This window comes from Phenylobacterium composti DSM 19425, from assembly GCF_059568645.1.
The window spans coordinates 120,260-137,750 of record NZ_JCANTT010000016.1 but is presented as its reverse complement, the minus strand read 5'-3'; the positions used below and the strand labels follow the sequence as shown (position 1 = coordinate 137,750).

General features: G+C 70.4%; 17 protein-coding genes. 6 read left to right on the top strand and 11 right to left on the bottom strand.

Going from position 1 to position 17,491, the window contains the following annotated elements:
* Positions 1-12: 12 nt before the first annotated feature.
* The 5 genes from argF to BO64_RS12295 all read right to left on the bottom strand — a co-directional run bounded on the left by argF (position 13) and on the right by BO64_RS12295 (position 6,844).
* On the bottom strand, positions 13-951 hold the full coding sequence (gene argF / locus BO64_RS12315; protein ID WP_496403601.1) for an ornithine carbamoyltransferase: 939 nt from the start codon (positions 949-951) through the stop codon (positions 13-15).
* Entirely contained in the window at positions 948-2,132 is a 1,185-nt protein-coding gene (locus BO64_RS12310) for an aspartate aminotransferase family protein (protein WP_496403679.1), read from the bottom strand. The genes argF and BO64_RS12310 overlap by 4 nt, the downstream gene beginning before the upstream one ends.
* A gap of 222 nt (positions 2,133-2,354) precedes the next feature.
* Positions 2,355-5,447 carry a TonB-dependent receptor plug domain-containing protein gene (locus BO64_RS12305; protein WP_496403600.1) on the bottom strand — a complete coding sequence of 1,031 codons (3,093 nt, stop codon included), beginning with the start codon at positions 5,445-5,447 and terminating at the stop codon, positions 2,355-2,357.
* 270 nt (positions 5,448-5,717) lie between these two features.
* Positions 5,718-6,341 carry a hypothetical protein gene (locus BO64_RS12300; protein WP_496403599.1) on the bottom strand — a complete coding sequence of 208 codons (624 nt, stop codon included), beginning with the start codon at positions 6,339-6,341 and terminating at the stop codon, positions 5,718-5,720.
* Positions 6,338-6,844: a hypothetical protein gene (locus tag BO64_RS12295; protein WP_496403598.1), complete on the bottom strand. Its 507-nt coding sequence runs from the start codon at positions 6,842-6,844 to the stop codon at positions 6,338-6,340. The genes BO64_RS12300 and BO64_RS12295 overlap by 4 nt, the downstream gene beginning before the upstream one ends.
* A 223-nt stretch (positions 6,845-7,067) precedes the next feature.
* On the opposite strand from BO64_RS12295, the gene BO64_RS12290 reads away from it, so the two are divergent.
* The gene (locus BO64_RS12290) at positions 7,068-7,889 is read left to right on the top strand and encodes a helix-turn-helix transcriptional regulator (RefSeq protein ID WP_496403597.1); all 822 of its coding nucleotides are present in this window, start codon (positions 7,068-7,070) and stop codon (positions 7,887-7,889) included.
* Here the strand turns inward: BO64_RS12290 and BO64_RS12285 are convergent.
* Positions 7,879-8,700: an ABC transporter permease gene (locus tag BO64_RS12285; RefSeq protein WP_496403596.1), complete on the bottom strand. Its 822-nt coding sequence runs from the start codon at positions 8,698-8,700 to the stop codon at positions 7,879-7,881. The genes BO64_RS12290 and BO64_RS12285 overlap by 11 nt on opposite strands.
* A gap of 260 nt (positions 8,701-8,960) precedes the next feature.
* Here BO64_RS12285 and gcrA point away from each other — a divergent pair, with 260 nt between their 5' ends.
* From gcrA to BO64_RS12270, 3 genes are all read left to right on the top strand, one after another.
* A complete protein-coding gene (gene gcrA, locus BO64_RS12280; protein ID WP_496403595.1) occupies positions 8,961-9,473 on the top strand; it encodes a cell cycle sigma 70 cofactor GcrA in 513 nt (170 codons plus the stop codon).
* Positions 9,474-9,630: 157 nt separating this feature from the next.
* A complete protein-coding gene (gene xseA / locus BO64_RS12275) occupies positions 9,631-11,088 on the top strand; it encodes an exodeoxyribonuclease VII large subunit (RefSeq protein ID WP_496403594.1) in 1,458 nt (485 codons plus the stop codon).
* A 28-nt stretch (positions 11,089-11,116) separates the two neighbouring features.
* On the top strand, positions 11,117-11,329 hold the full coding sequence (locus tag BO64_RS12270) for a DUF2093 domain-containing protein (RefSeq protein WP_496403593.1): 213 nt from the start codon (positions 11,117-11,119) through the stop codon (positions 11,327-11,329).
* Between the two features lie 10 nt (positions 11,330-11,339).
* Here the strand turns inward: BO64_RS12270 and BO64_RS12265 are convergent, their stop codons facing one another.
* Positions 11,340-12,248: a lysophospholipid acyltransferase family protein gene (locus tag BO64_RS12265; protein ID WP_496403592.1), complete on the bottom strand. Its 909-nt coding sequence runs from the start codon at positions 12,246-12,248 to the stop codon at positions 11,340-11,342.
* An 87-nt stretch (positions 12,249-12,335) separates the two neighbouring features.
* Here BO64_RS12265 and BO64_RS12260 point away from each other — a divergent pair, with 87 nt between their 5' ends.
* Both BO64_RS12260 and hisN read left to right on the top strand, forming a co-directional pair.
* Positions 12,336-12,725: a helix-turn-helix domain-containing protein gene (locus BO64_RS12260; RefSeq protein ID WP_496403591.1), complete on the top strand. Its 390-nt coding sequence runs from the start codon at positions 12,336-12,338 to the stop codon at positions 12,723-12,725.
* 32 nt (positions 12,726-12,757) lie between these two features.
* Positions 12,758-13,585 carry a histidinol-phosphatase gene (hisN, locus tag BO64_RS12255; RefSeq protein WP_496403590.1) on the top strand — a complete coding sequence of 276 codons (828 nt, stop codon included), beginning with the start codon at positions 12,758-12,760 and terminating at the stop codon, positions 13,583-13,585.
* 39 nt (positions 13,586-13,624) lie between these two features.
* Here hisN and BO64_RS12250 read toward each other — a convergent pair whose 3' ends face one another.
* From BO64_RS12250 to BO64_RS12235, 4 genes are all read right to left on the bottom strand, one after another.
* Complete coding sequence (locus tag BO64_RS12250; protein ID WP_496403589.1) at positions 13,625-15,127, bottom strand: alpha/beta fold hydrolase; 1,503 nt, start codon at positions 15,125-15,127, stop codon at positions 13,625-13,627.
* Positions 15,128-15,137: 10 nt separating this feature from the next.
* A complete protein-coding gene (locus BO64_RS12245; protein ID WP_496403588.1) occupies positions 15,138-15,446 on the bottom strand; it encodes an SCP2 sterol-binding domain-containing protein in 309 nt (102 codons plus the stop codon).
* A gap of 105 nt (positions 15,447-15,551) precedes the next feature.
* Positions 15,552-16,454 carry a class I SAM-dependent methyltransferase gene (locus tag BO64_RS12240; protein WP_496403587.1) on the bottom strand — a complete coding sequence of 301 codons (903 nt, stop codon included), beginning with the start codon at positions 16,452-16,454 and terminating at the stop codon, positions 15,552-15,554.
* Positions 16,455-16,543: 89 nt separating this feature from the next.
* Complete coding sequence (locus BO64_RS12235) at positions 16,544-17,374, bottom strand: class I SAM-dependent methyltransferase (RefSeq protein ID WP_496403586.1); 831 nt, start codon at positions 17,372-17,374, stop codon at positions 16,544-16,546.
* Positions 17,375-17,491 lie beyond the last annotated feature (117 nt).

Below are 17,491 nucleotides of genomic sequence, written 5' to 3'. Positions count from 1 at the left end.
CACTCCGTCCGGCTAGATCGCCCCGAAGCACCAGGCCAGGATCGACTTCTGGGCGTGCAGGCGGTTCTCGGCCTCGTCCCAGATCAGGCTCTGCGGGCCGTCGATGACGGCGTCCACCACCTCCTCGCCCCGATGGGCGGGCAGGCAATGCAGGAAGACCGCATCGGCGGCGGCCTCGGCCATCAGCGCCTCGTCCACCTGATAGGGCTCAAGCGCCTCGAAGCGCTCGTCATGGTCGGTGTCGCCCATGGAGACCCAGGTGTCGGTGACCACGCAGTGGGCGCCCCGGACGGCCTCGCGCGGATCGTCGGCAGTCTCCACCTGGCCGTTCTGCTCGGCGGCGCGGGCCAGGTCCACGAGGTCGGGATGATAAATGGCCGGCGTGGCGATCTTCAGCCGGAAGCCCAGCTTGGGGGCGGCGTGGATGAAGCTGGCGCACACGTTGTTGCCATCGCCCACCCAGGCGATGGTCTTGCCCTCCACCGGCCCGCGATGCTCCTCGAAGGTCATCAGGTCGGCCAGGATCTGGCAGGGATGGCTCTTGTCCGACAGGCCGTTGATCACCGGGATGGTGGAGGCCAGGGCGAAGCGTTCGATGTCCTCGTGGTTGTTGGCGCGGATCATCACCGCATCCACCATCCGCGAGAGCACCCGGGCGGTGTCCTCGATGGGCTCGCCGCGCCCCAGCTGCATGTCCGCAGCGTTGGAGATGATCACATCGCCGCCAAGCTGGCGCATGGCCGCGTCGAACGAGAAGCGCGTCCGGGTGGAGTTCTTCTCGAAGATCATCGCCAGGGTCCGGCCGTCGGCCGGGCGATCCGGGTCGGGCCGCCCCTTGGGCCAGCCGGCGCGGGCGGCCTTGCGGGCCTTGGCGTCCTCGAGGATGGCCCGAATCTCCGCGGCGTCCAGCCGCCAGAGGTCCAGGAAGTGGCGGGGCGACGGGCCGCTCACGCCGCGGCCGCCTTGGCCTTGGCCCGCGCCGTCTCGCAGGCGCGTTCCAGCGACTCCATGGCCTCGCGAGCCTCGTCGAGGGAGAGCGTCAGCGGCGGCAGCAGCCGCACGCAGTTGTCGCCGCCGCCGGCGATCAGCAGCTTCTGGTCGCGGGCGTGCTGCATGAATTCGCGGTTGGGCGTGGCCAGCTTGATACCGATCAGCAGGCCCTTGCCGCGGATGTCGACGACCACGTCGGGGTAGCGGTCCTTCAGGCCCGAGAGCTGCTGGTTGAAGTAGCCGGCGACTTCCTGGACGTGCTCCATCAGCTCGGGCTTCGCCAGTTCCTCGACCGAGGCCACGCCCACGGCCATGGCCAGCGGATTGCCGCCATAGGTGGAGCCGTGCGAGCCGGGCGTCATGCCCTTGGCCGCCTCGGCGGTGGCGAGGCAGGCGCCCACCGGGAAGCCGCCGCCCAGGGCCTTGGCCACGGCCATGATGTCGGGATCGGCGGCCCCATCGGCCCACTGGTGGGCGAACAACCGGCCGGTCCTGCCGAGGCCGCACTGGATCTCGTCATAGATCAGCAGGGTCCCGGTCTCGTCGCAGAGCTGGCGAATGGCCTTGAGATCGGCCTCGGACCAGGAGCGCGCGCCGCCCTCGCCCTGCACGGGCTCGAGCAGAATGGCCGCGGTGGTCGGGCCGACCAGCTTCTTCAGCCCCTCGACGTCGCCGAACTTGGCCTGAACGAAGCCGGGCAGTTGAGGGCCGAAGCCTTCCACATAGCTGGGATTGCCCGCCGCGAAGATGGTGGCCAGCGTCCGACCGTGGAACGAGCCGTCGAAGCCGATGATGTCGATCCGCTCAGGCTGGCCGTTGGCCCAGTGATACTTGCGCGCCGTCTTGATGGCGCACTCGATGGCCTCGGCGCCCGAGTTGGTGAAGAAGGCCACGTCGGCGAAGGTGTGCCGCGTCAGGAGGTCGGCCAGCTTCTCCTGGTTCGGGATTCGGAAGATGTTGGACGTGTGCCAGAGCTTTTCGGCCTGGTCCTTCACCGCCTGCACGAGCTTGGGGTGGGAATGGCCGAGGGCGGTCACCGCGATGCCGGCCATGCAGTCCAGGTAGGCCTCGCCTTCGGCCGTGTAGAGGCGCGAGCCCTCGCCTCGCTCGAACGCCAGCGGGGCGCGTGCATAGACGCCCATGAGATGGTCGCTGGGGACGGGCGCGGCGGCTTGGCCGGCGGTCTTATCGGTCAACGAAGGAGCCCTCCGAAAAGGCAGCGTCCCCGCGCTTTTGGCACGGGGACCGGAAGGCCTGGCCTTTTCCGCCTCGAACGACGTGATGTCAACGATTTAGCGGGCGGGCGGAACGGGGGATGCAAGGCCGCCCGCTCCGCCCGCCGACCGAGCCTTCCGCCTGCCGGGTCAGAAGTCGGCGCGCACCCCGAAGAACAGGTACCGGCCGAGGGAGTCGTAGGTCATCGGGTAGGTGTTCCCGCTGCATGGTCCGGTCGGACAGTTGCTGATCGACCCGGCGCCCGAGGACGCCAGCGGCGGCTCCTTGTCGAAGAGGTTGTTCACCCCGAAGCGCAGGGTGACGTTTTCACGCACGCCCCAGGTGCCGGCCAGGTCGAAGTAGTTTTGGCTGCCCAGCCGCGCGTCAGGCCCCCTGCCGTGGCTCGCCCCCGAGAACTCGGCGTCCACGTCCACGCCCGAGATGTGACGCCAGGTGCCCGACAGTTCGACATTCCACGGCGTACGCCAGGTGGCCCGGAGCTTGTGCCGCCATTCCACCAGCGGCGCCCCGGTGGAGACCGCCGAGCCGGTGCACACCGTGCCGTAGAGGCCGGCGCAGTCGAAGGGCTCGTCGCCCGGCAGGGTGGTGATGGCGTACTTGTCGAGCCAGCTGCCTTGGAAGTTGAAGCTCAGGCCGCCGAACCGGTCGAGCCCGCGCGTCGCACCGAAGTCGCCGAAGTCGAAGCGGTAGTTGGCCTCGACGTCGACGCCTTCGACCTCCAGGGCGCCGGTGTTGAAGGTGGTGTCGACGATGTAGCCGTTCTGCGACAGCCACAGCGAGCCGGTGCCCGGCGCGCGCCGGATAAGGCCGCAGAAGAAGGCGTCGCCGGTGGCGGCGCAGCGCTCAAGCGTCACGTCCTGGCCGATCTGGCCGATCCGGTCTTTCAGCTTGATCCGGTACCAGTCCACCGAGGCCGAGAAGCCCGGGATGAAGGCCGGCGTGAAGACCACGCCCACGGAATAGGTGTCCGAGGTCTCGGGCTGGAGGTCGGGGTTGCCGCCGACCTGGCCGTTATACTGGCCGGCCAGGTTCGGGACGATGTTGCCGTACTGCGCCGCGGTGACGCCGGTGCGGGCGCACTGATCCAGGGTCCAGGTCGGCGTCGTGCCCTCGCAGGGATCGGTCGAGCCGTTGAGCACCACGTTCAGGGTCGAGAAGAGCTCCACCACGTTCGGGGCCCGGACCGCCCGGTTGTAGCCGCCGCGGAACCGGACGTCGGGCGTGGGCGACCATTCGCCGGCCAGCTTGTAGGTGTCGGTGGAGAAGCCCAGCGAATAGTCCGACCAACGGTAGCCCACCTCGGCCGACAGATTGTGGAAGAACGGCCGGTCCTGGACGAGCGGAATGCGCGCCTCGCCGAACAGCTCATAGAGGTCGTAGGCCCCCTGCGTCGGCAGGGTGGCGCCGCCCTGGCCGGCGAGGTCGCCGGTCTGGAAGGCCACGTCGGTGTTTCGTTGCAGCCGTTCGCGCCGGTACTCCGTGCCGACGGCGAAGCCGACCCCGTCGTTGGCCCATGGCAGCTTCACCCCGTACTGACCGAGGTCGCCGGTCAGCGACGCCGAGACGACGGTCTGGACATACTCCCCGTTCTGGAAGCCGGGCGTCTGCAGATAGTCGATGGCCTCCTGGGACGGTCCCGCCAGGGAGAAGATGTCATAGGGCCGGCAGGCCGGATCGAAGTTGGCCCCGGCGAGCGCAGGCGCCGCCGAGCGACAGGCCGGCAGGCCCGTGGTCGGGTCGATCACCACGTCCAGCGCCTTGGCCGAGCGGGCCAGGGAGAAGTCGTTGAAGAACACCTGCTGGTACTCGACCGCGCCGTGCTGGCCGTAGATGTCGTACTGGAAGCCGTTGTCGAACTCGCCCCGCAGGCCGATCACGCCGCGATAGCTGGTGTGGCGCAGGTCCGAGATCCGCCCGCCGCCTTCGACGTTCCGGCGCAGCACCGCCACCGAAGCCTGCTGGCCGGGCGTGGTCGGGTCGGCGTCGGTGTTAAGGCCGATCGAGGCCGGATTGGCCGGATCATCCGGCAGTTGGTCGATGGTGGGGGCGCAGAACGCGGCCACCATGTCGGCGGTGAGGAACGGGTTGCCGTCGCAGTTGATGTTCATGTTCTGGCCGAACACGCCCGACGGCGCGATCTGCGACGCCGTGTGGTCGTCCATGAACATCAGCTGGGTGTAGAACTCGACCTTCTGGCTGAACTGGTAGTTGGCGAAGGCGCCCAGGGTGTAGCGCGTGTCCGGCCGCTGGAAGTGGTTGTACGGCGCGAAATTGAAGGCGTCGCGGTTAGCGTCATAGAGACGGAAACCCCGGCCGCCGGGCGCGTTCGGATCAAGCGTGATGCCCGTCAGCGCCCCGCCGCCCGGCAGGAACTGCGCCGGCGCCGTGGTGCCCGAGCCCGAGCAGATCCAGCCGTCATAGGACGCCGCCGCCGAGGATGTGGCGATGTTGCAGGCGCTGTAGTCGCGGTTGTCCTGGGTCACGGCCTGGACATTGCGATAGCCCGCATAGGCCGTGACGTTGCCCTTGCCGTCAGGCGAATTGACCCCGACCACGAGGTTGAGGTCGGTGGTGCCGCCGTCCCAGACGTCCTTCTCCGGAACCCGGAAGGCCGACGGATCGAGGGCCCCGGCCGCCCGGCGGCGGATGACCTCCTGGAGCGAGTCGTTGTTGTTGGTGTGCTGGTAGCCTGAGTACTGGGCGTCGAGACGCACGCCTTCGAAATTGCGCTGCATCTTGAAGTTCACGACGCCGGCCACGGCGTCGGCGCCGTACACGGCCGAAGCGCCGCCGGTCACCACCTCGACCCGCTCCACCAGGGCCGCGGGGATGAAGTTCAGGTCAGGCGCCGTCAGAGCCGCGGTGGCCGCCGGCGTGCCGATGTGCAGGCGGCGGCCGTCGATCAGCACCAGGGTGCGGTTGGGACCAAGGCCCCGCAGGTCGACCGTGGCGGTGCCGGTGGCGCCGTTGGCGATCATCGCCCCCTGGCCGGCGAACACCTGGGGCAGCTGGTTCACCAGGTCCTCGGTCCGGGTGACGCCGCGGGTCAGCACGTCCTGAGCCCCTACGACCGTCACCGGGCTGGCGCTGGTCAGGTTCGGCTGCGGGATCCGCGAGCCGGTCACCACCACTTCCGAGATCTCGCCCGCCCCCTGGGCCAGGGCCGGACTGGCGACCGCGCCGGCCATGCCCAGGCCCATCAGCACCGTCGATGAGAGCAACAGCCCTCGCTTCCCCTTCAACAACATCAGAAAACCCTCCAAGCGCCCCCGTCGGGCGACGTTCACGTCGTCATCGCAGCGCCCCGAAAAGCAGACGGGCCGCCCAATGCGCTTGGGTAGGAAGTCAAAGGCGCGACGGTCAATCTACATATACCGCCACTATGTTCATAGCGTGAAGTTGTCGTAGATCGGATACACAGGTTACGATTGGTTACGGCGAAATCCCATAAATATAGTTTCTACGGATATACTATATGGATTAGAACTCCTCTAGCGCCTCGCGACGCGCCCCAGGACGTTCACCGTCCACGCCTGGATCTGGCGGCTCACCGCCAGGAGTTCTGTGAAGGCGGCCGCATCGCCCGCATCGGCCAAGGCCATCAGCCGTCGCAGTTCGGCGCAGACCTCGCTGGCGGTGCGGGGCGGGCGCCCGCCCCGCGCACCCGCGTGCTCCACGGCCCGCGCCGCCAGGGCGTCCTGCAGGCTCAGGGGCGCGAACAGGGCGTCCAGCTGCTCCAGAAGCTCGGCGTCGTCATCGGCGGCGGGCAGAACATCTTCGCCCTCGCCCAGCGCATAGATCACCAGCGCCCGGGCCTCGGAGGCCGCCTTCTTCCGCGCGCCATAGGTCATGTCCCGGGCGCGGCCCACCACCTCGGCCGCGATCAGTATGGCCCGGGGGCGGCGGACCAGCCTGCGGCTCTCCAGCGCCAAGGCGACGACGGCGATCAGCTTGGCCGTCCCGCGCCGATCCCAGGGGCCGTGGGCGCTCCCCCAGACCTCGAGCCCGGCCATGAGCTGCTGGTAGAGCCGCTCGGCCGAGGCCAGAAGGTGGCTTGCGCCCGCGACGCCGTTGCGCCGCGCCGACGGCGCGAATTGCAGAGCGGCGGCGCTCATTCCGCCCGCGCCCACTCAGCCCGCACCCGGCCGCGCAGGATGAACATCATCGCCAGGCCCACCCCGACATGGGCCAGGACGTCGGCCAGCGAGACGAAGCCGCTCCAGCGCGGGAACGCCTCCGGCCAGCGCAACGGCAGGACGATCCCATACATCACCGCGTAGAGGACAAGGCCATAGAGCAGGCCGAAGACCCAGGGCCGCCGATAGACGCCAAGCGCCTTGGCCCCCACCAGGGCGAGACCGCCGGCCATGGCCAGGGCGATGCCGAAGTGCGTGGCGAGGCCGAGGGCCGCCGAAGCCCAGCCCAGGTCCAGGGCGGACCGGCCGAGCCAGCCCGAAGCTACGCCCTGCCACACCCTCTGGAATGAACGGCCCGACGCTGCGCCCACGACCGTGGCGTACACGAGGTCGACAGCGCCGCCGCCGAGCGCCGCGGCGCTCAGTCGGGTCAGGGTTAGGCGAGGGGCCGGCGTCGCCGGCGCGAGGATGACGATGGCCATCTTGCGGTGTCCTCCCGATCTGGTCCGGGAGGTTTGCGACTACGCCGCCGAGCGTCGCGCACGTTCCGCCACGATTGAGCACGATCCGATGATGACAGGCCCCCTCGCCGCGACGGCGTTTTGACTTCCCGGCGAAATGGGCGCTCGCTCAAGGCCGAGGCGAGCGATGAACTATCCAGTCCGGTTTTCCCCAGTGGGGTTTGCCCCAGCCCGGTTTGCCCATGTGCCGTCGCCATTCCTGGAGCACGGCGAGACCCGCCAGTGGGGCGGCCTGGCCGCGCGGCGCATACGCGCCAGTCCTGGGCGTCACGACGGGGGCGCGGACAGCGCCCATCGGCTGCTCTTCTACCTGACCGGCGGGGTGACGGCGGAATGCGCCAGCGAGGGCCTGCGACAGCGGCGGGTGCTCACCCCTGCCGACTTCGACATGATCCCCGCCGGCGCGAGCGGATCCTGGGAAGATGACGAGGCGACGGACATGGTCGCCGTCCGGCTCGCCCCCGACCTGGTCTCGCAGACGGCCGAGGCCCTGGAGATCCGGGGTTCCGCGGCCCTGGCGCCCAAGCTCGGCGCGCGCGATCCGCTGATCCAGCACCTCGTGGGCGCAGTCATGGCCGAGCTCGACGCGCCCGCGCCGGCGGGACGGCTCTATGCCGACAGCCTGGCCTCGGCCCTGGCCGTTCGGCTGCTGCACGACTTCGGCCCCCGGGCGCCCGCGCGCCAGGTGCTCTCCAAGCCGCAGCTGCGGCGCATCGTCGAATATGTAGAGACCCGGCTGGACGGGGAGCTGACGCTAGCGGAGATCGCCAGGGTAGCGGGGATCAGCGTCCCACACCTCACCAGCCTCTTCCGCCGCACCATGGGCCAGTCGGTGCACGCCTATGTCATGGAGCGTCGCGTGCTCCGGGCCCGCGCGCTGATCCTCGATCGCCGGACCAGCGTCGCCGAGGCCGCCCTGGAGTCCGGCTTCGCCCACCAGAGCCACCTCGCCCGCTGGATGCGGCGGCTCCTGGGGATGACGCCCGGCCAGCTGCTCAGGTCTTGATCTTGTAGCCCACCGTGAACAGCCGCAGGCAGGCCCAGCCGGTGGCGAGCACGAGCGCGGCGGTCATCACCACCCCCACCATCAGGTTGCTCTCGGCCTGGCCAACAAAGCCGTAACGGAAGCCGTCGATCAGATAGAAGAAGGGATTGTAGTGGCTGGCCGTGCGGAACGGCTCCGGCAGGCGCTCCACCAAGTAGAAGGTGCCCGACAGGAAGGTCATCGGCATGATGACGAAGTTGGTCACCGCCGCCATGTGGTCGAACTTCTCGGCCCACAGCCCGGCCATGATGCCCACGAAGCCCATGATCAGGGCCGCGCCCAGGCCGAAATAGAGGATCGCCCAGGGCTGCGAGACCGGAAGGCGCGCGAAGGGCAACACCGCCAGCAGGCTGACCGCGCCCACGAGCACCCCGCGGGTCGCCGCCCCGGCCCCGAAGCCGGCCACGTGCTCGGCCGGGGTCAGCGGCGGGGTCAGGAAGTCCCCCATGAGGCCGTTGAACTTCGCCTGCAGCAGCGACGAGGACGAGTTGGCGAAGGCGTTGGAGAGGATCTGCATCATCACCAGGCCGGGAGCCACGAAAGTCCCGTAGTCCACGCCGTGGACCTCGCGGCCGCCGCCCACGGCCACCACGAACACCAGCATGTACAGCAGGGCCGTCACCACCGGCGCGGCCAGGGTCTGCATCCCGACCTTGATGAAGCGCCGGACCTCCCGGAGGTAGAGGGTCTTCAGCCCCTCCCAATTGACCCCCGGATAGGCGCGCGGGGCGGGCGGCAGGACGACTTCGGCATCGGGAGGCAGGTCTCGCATGGCCGCATCATGTGCGCCCGGCGGGCGCGCGCCGCAAGCCCGGGCGGCCGCCGGGCGCGGCCGCGCTCTGGAAGAACGCAGTCGCGCCATTTTGACCCAACATCTAGTTCCTGTGGATGAGAGGCATGGCGCCTATTGTGGCTCTTTAGGAGTTGTTTACTACTGATAGTGGCTGGTGAGCGGCGAGGACGCCGGGCGCCACAAGATGTTGAATCCCGAGGGCTGGGGAGCCCTCGCAACCCTCTGGGTGGGAGGTGGATATGGGCTGGACGGACGAGCGGGTCGAACTTCTGAAGAAGCTCTGGCAGGACGGCCTCTCGGCCAGCCAGATCGCCAAGCAGCTGGGCGGCGTCACCCGTAACGCCGTCATCGGCAAGGTGCACCGCCTCGGCCTGTCAGGCCGGGCCGCGCCCTCCAAGCCGCAGCGCACGGTCTTCAAGGCCCCGCGCCCGGCGCGCGTCGCCCCGGCGGCGCCGTCGGCCCCGCGCCGCATCGCCGAGCCGGTCCCGGTGGCCGCGGCGGCCCCGGCGCCTGCGCCGGTGCGCTACGTGGACGAGGCCCCGGGCATGGCCACGGTGCTGACCCTGGGCACCCACATGTGCAAGTGGCCGATCGGCGATCCGGCCCTGGACACCTTCACCTTCTGCGGCCGCCGTTCGGAAGAGAACGGCCCCTACTGCCACGAGCATGCGCAGGTGGCCTATCAGCCCGCGCAGACCAAGAAGAAGGCCAGCGCCGCCGAGCTGGCCCGCAGCCTGCGCCGCTACATCTGACGAAATCCGCGCAAGCGGCCTGACCGATCCGTTGGGGATGGGGGGGCGCGTCCACGCCGCCGGGTGCGTATCGCCCGCAGGGCCTGGACGCGCCCCTTTCGGTTTTCGGACCTGCCGCACGCTTCGCGCCGGCGGGCAAGGCGGCTAGATAGGGCCCATGAGCGAAGCGGCGACGAACTCCGATCCGAGCAGCAATGCCAGGCCGTATTCCGTCTCGGAGCTGGCGTTCGCCCTCAAGCGCACCCTGGAGGACGCCTACGGCTTCGTGCGGCTGCGGGGCGAGCTCTCCAAGGTCACGCATCACTCCAACGGCCACGTCTATCTGACGCTGAAGGACGACAAGGCCGCCATCGACGGGGTGGTCTGGAAGGGCAATGTCCGCAACCTCTCCATCCGGCCCGAGCAGGGGCTGGAGGTGGTGGTGACCGGCAAGATCACCGCCTATCCGCAGGGGTCGCGCTACCAGATCGTCATCGAGACCATGGAGGCCGCCGGGATCGGCGCCCTCCTGGCCCAGCTGGAAAGGCTCAAGGCCAAGCTCAACGCCGAGGGGCTGTTCGCCCCCGAGCGCAAGAAGCGCCTCCCCGAGATGCCGGCGGTGGTGGGCGTCGTCACCAGCCCCACTGGTGCGGTGATCCGCGACATCCTGCACCGCATCCGCGACCGCTGGCCCTGCCATGTGGTGGTCTGGCCCGTGGTGGTGCAGGGCGACGCCGCCGCCGCTCAGGTGAGCGCCGCCATCCGCGGCTTCTGCGCCCTTGATCCGGACGGCCCGACGCCGCGCCCCGACGTGCTGATCGTCGCCCGCGGCGGCGGCTCCGTGGAGGACCTCTGGCCCTTCAACGACGAGGGACTGGCCCGCACGGTGGCCGCCTGCTCGATCCCGCTGATCAGCGCTGTCGGCCACGAGACCGACACCACCCTGATCGATTTCGTCTCCGACCGCCGCGCTCCGACGCCCACGGCGGCCGCCGAGATGGCCACGCCCGTCCTCGCCGAGCTGAAGGCGCTCGTCCTCGACTATGGCGCCCGGATGCAGCGCTGCGGCGGGCGGATGGTGGAGGACCGCCGGGGCCGGGTGCAGCACGCCGACCGGGCGCTGCGGCGCGTGCCCGACCTCGTTGAACTGGCCGCCCAGCGGTTCGGGATCGTCTCGGGCCGGCTGGGGGCGGGCCTGGCGCGCAACGCCGCCGCTCATGAGCGCGACCTGGTGCGGGTGGCCTCGCGTCTCTCGCCCCTGCTGCTGAAACGGCCGCAGGCGGTGCAGAAGGAGCGGCTCGACGCCCTCTCCGCCCGGTTACGGCCCAGCATGGACCGGCGGCTGGAGCGGCTGTCGGAACGGCTGGAGGCGCTGGGCAAGCTCTACGCCAGCGTCGATCCCGACCGGCCGCTGCAGCGGGGCTTCGCCCGGGTGACCCGGGCCGACGGCAGCCTGGTCCATGCCGGCGCCGCCCTGGCCAGCGGCGAGGAGGTGTCGATCAAGTTCGGCGACAGCGTCACACGCAAGGCGGTGATCGACGGCGCCGGCGCGGTGGCCCCGGCCGCCCCCGCCGCCCCCCGGCCCGCGGCGAAGAAGCCCAGGCCGCCGGCCCCGGAACAGGGCGACCTGTTCTGAACCGCGCCAAGGGACTAAATAGGCGACCATGAACGCCCACGACCCCGCCGGCGGCGATGTCGCCAAGCTCCACTACGGCGACGGCGACTTCGCCGTGCTCAAGCCCGGCCGCTATGTGATCTGCGCCGTCAGCGGCCAGAAGGTGCCCCTGGAAGCCCTCCGCTACTGGAGCGCCGAGCTGCAGGAGGCCTACGCCGGCCCGGCGGAGGCCCTGCAACGCTGGAAGGAAACCCAGGGCTGAGGCTCGCGCCTCAGCGCTTGTAGACCTCGCTCGGCCAGCGCCGATGCACCCAGAACCAGTCGTGCGGTCGCGCCCGGATGCGGGCCTCGATGAAGGCGTTCACGCGGTGGACGCCCGCGGCGATGTCGGCCTCGCGGTCGCCGGTGTCCTCCAGGTAGATCGGCTCGTGCACGATCACCTTGAAGCGCGCGCCCGGCCCGGTGCGCTCGACGCTCAGCGGCTGCAACGGCGCGCCGAACCTTAGGGCGAAGGTGGACGGCCCCGGCGCCGTATGGGCCATGACCCCGAACAGCGGCGCGGCCACGCCCCCGTTGAACTTCTGGTCATTCATCAGCGCCACGGACTCGCCCCGCCCCAGGGCCCGCATCAACTCGCGGGCCCCTTCCAGCCCCTTGGGCGCGAGCAGCCGCACTCCGTAGCGGAAGCGGTTCCGCCTCACCCGGGCGTCCACATGGGGGTTGTTCATGGCCCGGTAGGTGACCTGACAGGGCACGCCGGCCTCGACAATCGCCCGGGCCATGATCTCGAAGTTCGAGAAATGGCCCGAGATAAACACCACCGGCCCGCCCCCGTTTGCGATCTCCAGGAGGCGCTCGCGGTTCTCCACGGTGATCCGTCCCGGCTCGGCGACGATGCGGTCCAGGATCGGGAACTCGGCGATCCAGCGGCCCAGCTCCTCCCACTGGGCCCGCAACAGGTCAGCGATCTCGGCGTCGGCCGCCTCCGGGAAGGCGATCTGGAAGTTGCGCTCGGCCACCCGCTGCGCGCTGGTGAGCGGCCCCAGGGTGCGGAACAGCCACGCGCCGAAGTTGGACACCGCATCGATCGGGAACAGGCGGGCGAGCCCCGCCGCCGCGTCGAAGGCAAGGGCCTCCAGCCGCCAGGCCAGGTCTTGGGCGAAGGTGGGCGTCTCGGCCATCGGCCTCCAATAGTGGCCCGCGCCTTGCCGGAAAAGGCTGCAACGGTCCCAAACCGAGACACGGGACGCGGATGCGCGAGCTGTCCTATGGATCCGATCGACCTCCATCTCGGCCGCAAGCTCCGGCGGCGGCGCAAGCTCCTGGGCCTGACGCAGCAGCAGCTGGCGATCGCTTGCGGCGTGCGCTTCCAGCAGATCCAGAAATACGAGTGCGGCGCCAACCGCATGTCGGCGGCGAGGCTGTGGCGTCTGGCTGAGGCCCTGCAGGCGCCGGTGAGCTATTTCTACGAGGGGCTCGATGGTCAGCCGACCGAGCCGCGGCCGGATGAGGCGGCTGTGCTCACCCGCAAGGAGACGCAAGAGCTTCTGCAGGCCTATTACGCCCTCGGCGAGCGGCCGCGCCGGCGACTCCTGGAGTTGGCCAAGGCCATGAACCTGCAGACCGCGCCCGAGCTGGAGGCCGCGGCCGGCGCTTAAGATCGGCGCGAAGACAGGCTAAAGCGGTGGCCATGTCCCTCGCTCCCGAGACGCTCGCCGAACTCGACGCCTTCCTGCTCGAGCTGAACCGCGCCGCCGCCGACGCCATCCTGCCGCTGTTCCGCGCCGATCACGGCCTGATCGACAAGGGGGTGGCGGGCGCCCAGGGCTATCGCGCCTTCGACCCCGTCACCGAGGCCGACCGCGGCGCGGAGCGGGCGATCCGCGCCCTCATCGCCGAGCGCTATCCCGACCACGGGGTCATCGGAGAGGAGTACGGCGAGGACCGGCCCGACGCCGAGTTCGTCTGGGTCCTGGACCCGGTGGACGGCACCCGGGCCTTCATCGCCGGCCTGCCCCTGTGGTGCGTGCTGATCGGCCTTCGCCATCAGGGTCGGCCGGTGCTGGGCTCCATCGGCCAGCCCTATCTCGGCGAGATCTATCTCGGCTCGTCCGCCGGCTCGCGGCTGATCTCGCCCGCGGGCGAACGGCCGCTGCAGGTGCGCCCCTGCCCCAGGCTGACCGACGCCATCATCGCCACCACCGACCCCGAAGCCTGCTTCACCGGCGCCGAGCTCGGCGCCTGGACGCAGGTGCGCGCCGCCGCCCGCCTCGCCCGGCTGGGCTGCGACGCCTACGCCTACGCCATGGTGGCGGCGGGCACGATGGACATGGTGATCGAGGCCGGGCTGAGGGCCTGGGACATCGACGCCGCGATCCCCGTGATCGAGGGGGCGGGCGGACTGGTCACCGACTGGCGCGGCCGGCCGGTGGGCCCGAACGGCGGGCAGATCGTCATCGCCGGCGACCGGGCCTGCCTCGACGAGGCCCTGGTGGCGCTGAAGCGCTCGGCCGCCTGAACGGACGCGCCCCCGCGGGAGCGGAGGCGCCTCTCATCCTCAGGCCTTGGCAGGGGCCTTGCTGGCCGCGCTCTTGGCGGGCGCCTTCTTCGCAGCCGGAGCCTTGGCCGCAGCCGCGGGCTTGGCGGCGGCCTTCGGGGCAGCGGCCTTCTTGGCGGCGGGGGCCTTCGCCGCGGCCGCCTTGGGCGCAGCCTTGGCGGCGGGCTTGGCCGCAGCCTTCGGAGCCGCAGACGCCTTCGCCTTGGCCGGAGCCTTCGCCTTAGCCGGAGCCTTCGCCTTGGCGGGGGCCTTCGCAGCGGTGGTGGCCGACGCCTTCTTGGCCTCCACAGCCTTGGCCGCGGCCTTCGGCGCTGCAGCCTTGGCGGTCGCCGGCTTCTTGGCCGGGGCCTTGACGGCCGCGGGCTTCGCCGCCGCCTTGGTCGCAGCGGCCTTCTTCGCCGCGGGCTTCTTGGCGGCCGCAGCCTTCGGGGCCGGTTCCGCCGAGGCCGGAGCCGGCGCAGCGACCTCGGCCGGCGCCTCGGCGACGGGGGCGGGCTCGGCCTTGGGCGCTTCCGCCTGCGGAGCCGGGGCCGGCGCAGGGGCCTTGGGGGCCTCGGCGGGCTTCGGCGCAGCCTTGCCGGTGAGCGCGTCGAAGACCCTCAGGAAGATGTTACGCATGTCGTCCGTCTCCATCAGGATTTCGTGGTAGGCGCCGGGAACGGTCTCGAGCCGTCCCTGCGGGAGGTTGCGGGCCGCCGCGGCCTGGGCGGCGTTGTCGACAAGCCGGTCCTCGGCCGCCGAGACGATTTCCACCGGAATGGTCACCTCCCGCAGCCGCTCGGGCTGGGCGAGGAAGGCGGTGGCGCGGAGCGCGAAATCCAGCCAGCCCCAGGTCGGCCCGCCGAGCGCCAGTTCGGGCATGGCGGCGATCTGGGCCCGGTAGCGCATGAAGCGGCGCCGGTCGTGGGTGAGGATGTTGCCCTCGAACGCCTCGTCGGAGGCCTGGGCCGTCACATAGGCCCCCGCCCGACCGAGGGCGATGTTGAGCCGGGTCAGGAGCCGCGCCATCGTCGGCCGAACCTTGCCGAACTGGATGCCCAGCATCGGCGCGGAGAGCACGGCGCCCGAGAAGCGCTTTTCCCCATGGGCCAGGGCCAGCAGGGTCAGGCAACCGCCCATGGAGTGCCCCACCGCCACCCAGGGCCGGGGCAACCGATCCTCGAAGGCGTCCAGCAGACGGCGGAAGTCATCCAGGAAGGCGTCGTAACCCTGGGCATGGCCCTTCAGCCGATCCGGCAGCGCCCGGGCCGACAGGCCCTGGCCGCGCCAGTCATGAGCCAGCACCACGAAGCCGCGCTCCAGGAAGTCGCGGATGGTCTCGAAATACTTTTCGATCGGCTCGGTCCGCCCGCCAGACAGGACCACAGATCCCCGCGCCGGCCCGGCGGGCCGGAACAGGGCCGCGCGCAGCCGGGCGCCATCGGCGCCGGCGAACCACTCGGCCACGCCGCCGGCGGGAACCGGATCCTCGGCGATGTCGAGAAGGGGCGCGGGCTCTGTCATCTGAGCTCGCCTACACGGCCTTTGAAAACAGAGCCTGAATTTCTGGCTGGAGCTTCATCGCCAGCCCCATGTCCGACAGCTTCATGCGGCCCGTCATCATGGCGCGCATGGGATCGAGCTCGCGCTTGCCCAGGGCGATGAGGTCCGCCCGGCTGATGCGGACGGTCAGGTCTGCGGGCAGGTCCTCGTTGGTGACCTCGGCGCCGGCCACATGGATGAACCCCTCGCCCTTCAGGTCCAGCTTGACGGTGCGCGACAAGCCGCCGCTGGCCGCCGTCGCGCCGCGAATCCGTTCCGTCAGTTCTTCAAGCGTCGCCATGCGCCCCGCCGCGCTACCCCCGACTCACCGCCGAGCTTCGCCTTACGCGCGAAATGTGTAAACGGGCCGTGAACGCCGTTATGCGGCCCTGAGGCGCAACGGCGCCTAGGCAGGCTTGGCCGCGGGAGCGCCTGCGGGTTTGACGAACTTCAGCGTCATCCGGTCGCTTTCGCCGATGGCGTCGTACTTGCTGCGGTCGAAGTTCGGGTCGGCCGGCTCGCCGAAGGGCGAGGTGCGGCGCACCGGCGGCAGGGTCCAGACGCCGAAGGGATGGTCCTTGGTGTCCTTCGGATTGGCGTTGATCTCGCTGGTCGCCTCCAGTTGGAAGCCCGCCTCCTCGGCAAGCTTGATGGCGTAGGCCTGCTCCACATAGCCGTTCGAGGCCAGTAGGTCCGGCACGCCGCCCGGGGTGGCGCGATGCTCCTCGATCCCCAGGACGCCGCCCGGCTTCAGAGCCAGGAAGGCGTCGCGGAACGCCTTCTCGGCGATGCCCGCGGCCATCCAGTTGTGCAGATTGCGCAGGAACAGCACGACGTCGGCGCTGCCCGCCGGCGCCACGGGCCCGCTGGTGGGACCGAAGGTGGTGAGCTCCACCTTGCCGTACAGCTTGGGATTGCCGGTGAAGCGCTGGGCGTAGGCGTCCAGGACGGCCCGGGCGGCGGCGTCGTTGGGATCGACCAACTGCTGCTGGGCTGCATAGAGCTTGCCGCCGGTGGCCGCGAGGAACGGTGCGAGGATGTCGGTGTACCACCCCGCGCCCGGCCAGAACTCCACCACCGTGGCCCCCGGCTTCAGCCCCCAGAACTTCAGGCTCTCCACCGGATGGCGGAAGGGATCGCGGGCCTTGTCGGCCGGCAGGCGCCAGGCGCCGGCCACGGCGCCCTCCAGCGTCTTCGGATTGGCGGCCGCCGCCTTGGGCTGCCCGTCGGACGGCGCGGGCTGTTTCGGCCCGCAGGCGGCGAGTGCGGCGGCGCTCGCCAGCACCGCGCGGCGGGAAAGAAGCATCATCGGCCCTGCAACCTGTGTCGTCCGCCCCCCGGCAGCCGGCAGGACCCGGGCTTAGCCGGATCGCCGCCGGGGGTCAAAGCCGCAGGCCCTTAGCCGGCCTTCACAAAGCGGAGCGTCATGCGGTCGCTCTCGCCGATGGCGTCGTACTTGGCCCGGTCGAAGGCCGGGTCCGGCTGCTGGCCGCGGGGCGCGCTCTGGCGGGTGGGCGGCAGGGTCCAGACGCCGAAGGGATGATCCTTGGTGTCCTTCGGATTGGCGTTGATCTCGGAGCGGGCGTCGAGCTTGAAGCCGGCCTTCTCGGCGGCGGCGATCACCGTGGCTTCCGACATGTACCCGTCGGACCAGTTGGGCGCTTCGGGCAGGGGATCCTTGCGATGCTCTTCCACGGCCAGGACGCCGCCGGGCTTCAGCACGGCGTGGAAGTCCTTCATCGCCTTCTCCAGCATGGCCGGATTGGGCGCCCAGTTGTGGATGTTGCGGGCGGTGATGACCATGTCGGCCGAGCCCGGCGGGCCGAGCGGGCCCGAGGTCGGGCCGAAGCCCACATAGGTGATCTTCCCGAAGGTCGCCTCGTCCGCGTACTTCTGCTCGAAGGCGGCGCGCGCCTGCTTGGCCGCCTCGGAAATCTGGGGGTTGGCGAGGTCGGCGGCGGTGGCGATGTAGGTCCCGCCGGTGGCCTTGGCATAGGGAGCCAGGATCTCGGTCCAGTAGCCCGTGCCGGGGCTGATCTCGACCACCGTCTGCTTCGGCTTCAGCCCCCAGAAGGTCAGGGTCTCCACCGGATGGCGGTGGGCGTCGCGCGCCTTGTGGGCCTCGCTGCGCTGCGGGCCGGCCACGGCCGCCTGCAGCTGGGCGTCGGCGGCGACGGCGGGGGCCGCGATCGTCAGGACGACGGCGGCGGCGAGAAGCGGACGCAGCATGGCGGATGACCCTCCCAAGTCGAAATCACCGGGCGAGACCCTACGTGGCCAAGCCCGCGACGCAAGGCCTTGAACGCGCTTTTCCGGCACCTACCTCCATGAGCGGAAGGCGCTGGA

Coding starts and splice junctions, on each gene's coding strand:
- BO64_RS12250 (WP_496403589.1), bottom strand. CDS start 15,127: ATGACAGAGCCCGCGCCCCTTCTCGACATCGCCGAGGATCCGGTTCCC.
- BO64_RS12260 (WP_496403591.1), top strand. CDS start 12,336: ATGGATCCGATCGACCTCCATCTCGGCCGCAAGCTCCGGCGGCGGCGC.
- hisN (WP_496403590.1), top strand. CDS start 12,758: ATGTCCCTCGCTCCCGAGACGCTCGCCGAACTCGACGCCTTCCTGCTC.
- BO64_RS12240 (WP_496403587.1), bottom strand. CDS start 16,454: ATGATGCTTCTTTCCCGCCGCGCGGTGCTGGCGAGCGCCGCCGCACTC.
- BO64_RS12295 (WP_496403598.1), bottom strand. CDS start 6,844: ATGGCCATCGTCATCCTCGCGCCGGCGACGCCGGCCCCTCGCCTAACC.
- BO64_RS12300 (WP_496403599.1), bottom strand. CDS start 6,341: ATGAGCGCCGCCGCTCTGCAATTCGCGCCGTCGGCGCGGCGCAACGGC.
- gcrA (WP_496403595.1), top strand. CDS start 8,961: ATGGGCTGGACGGACGAGCGGGTCGAACTTCTGAAGAAGCTCTGGCAG.
- BO64_RS12310 (WP_496403679.1), bottom strand. CDS start 2,132: ATGGGCGTCTATGCACGCGCCCCGCTGGCGTTCGAGCGAGGCGAGGGC.
- BO64_RS12235 (WP_496403586.1), bottom strand. CDS start 17,374: ATGCTGCGTCCGCTTCTCGCCGCCGCCGTCGTCCTGACGATCGCGGCC.
- BO64_RS12285 (WP_496403596.1), bottom strand. CDS start 8,700: ATGCGAGACCTGCCTCCCGATGCCGAAGTCGTCCTGCCGCCCGCCCCG.
- BO64_RS12270 (WP_496403593.1), top strand. CDS start 11,117: ATGAACGCCCACGACCCCGCCGGCGGCGATGTCGCCAAGCTCCACTAC.
- BO64_RS12245 (WP_496403588.1), bottom strand. CDS start 15,446: ATGGCGACGCTTGAAGAACTGACGGAACGGATTCGCGGCGCGACGGCG.
- BO64_RS12265 (WP_496403592.1), bottom strand. CDS start 12,248: ATGGCCGAGACGCCCACCTTCGCCCAAGACCTGGCCTGGCGGCTGGAG.
- xseA (WP_496403594.1), top strand. CDS start 9,631: ATGAGCGAAGCGGCGACGAACTCCGATCCGAGCAGCAATGCCAGGCCG.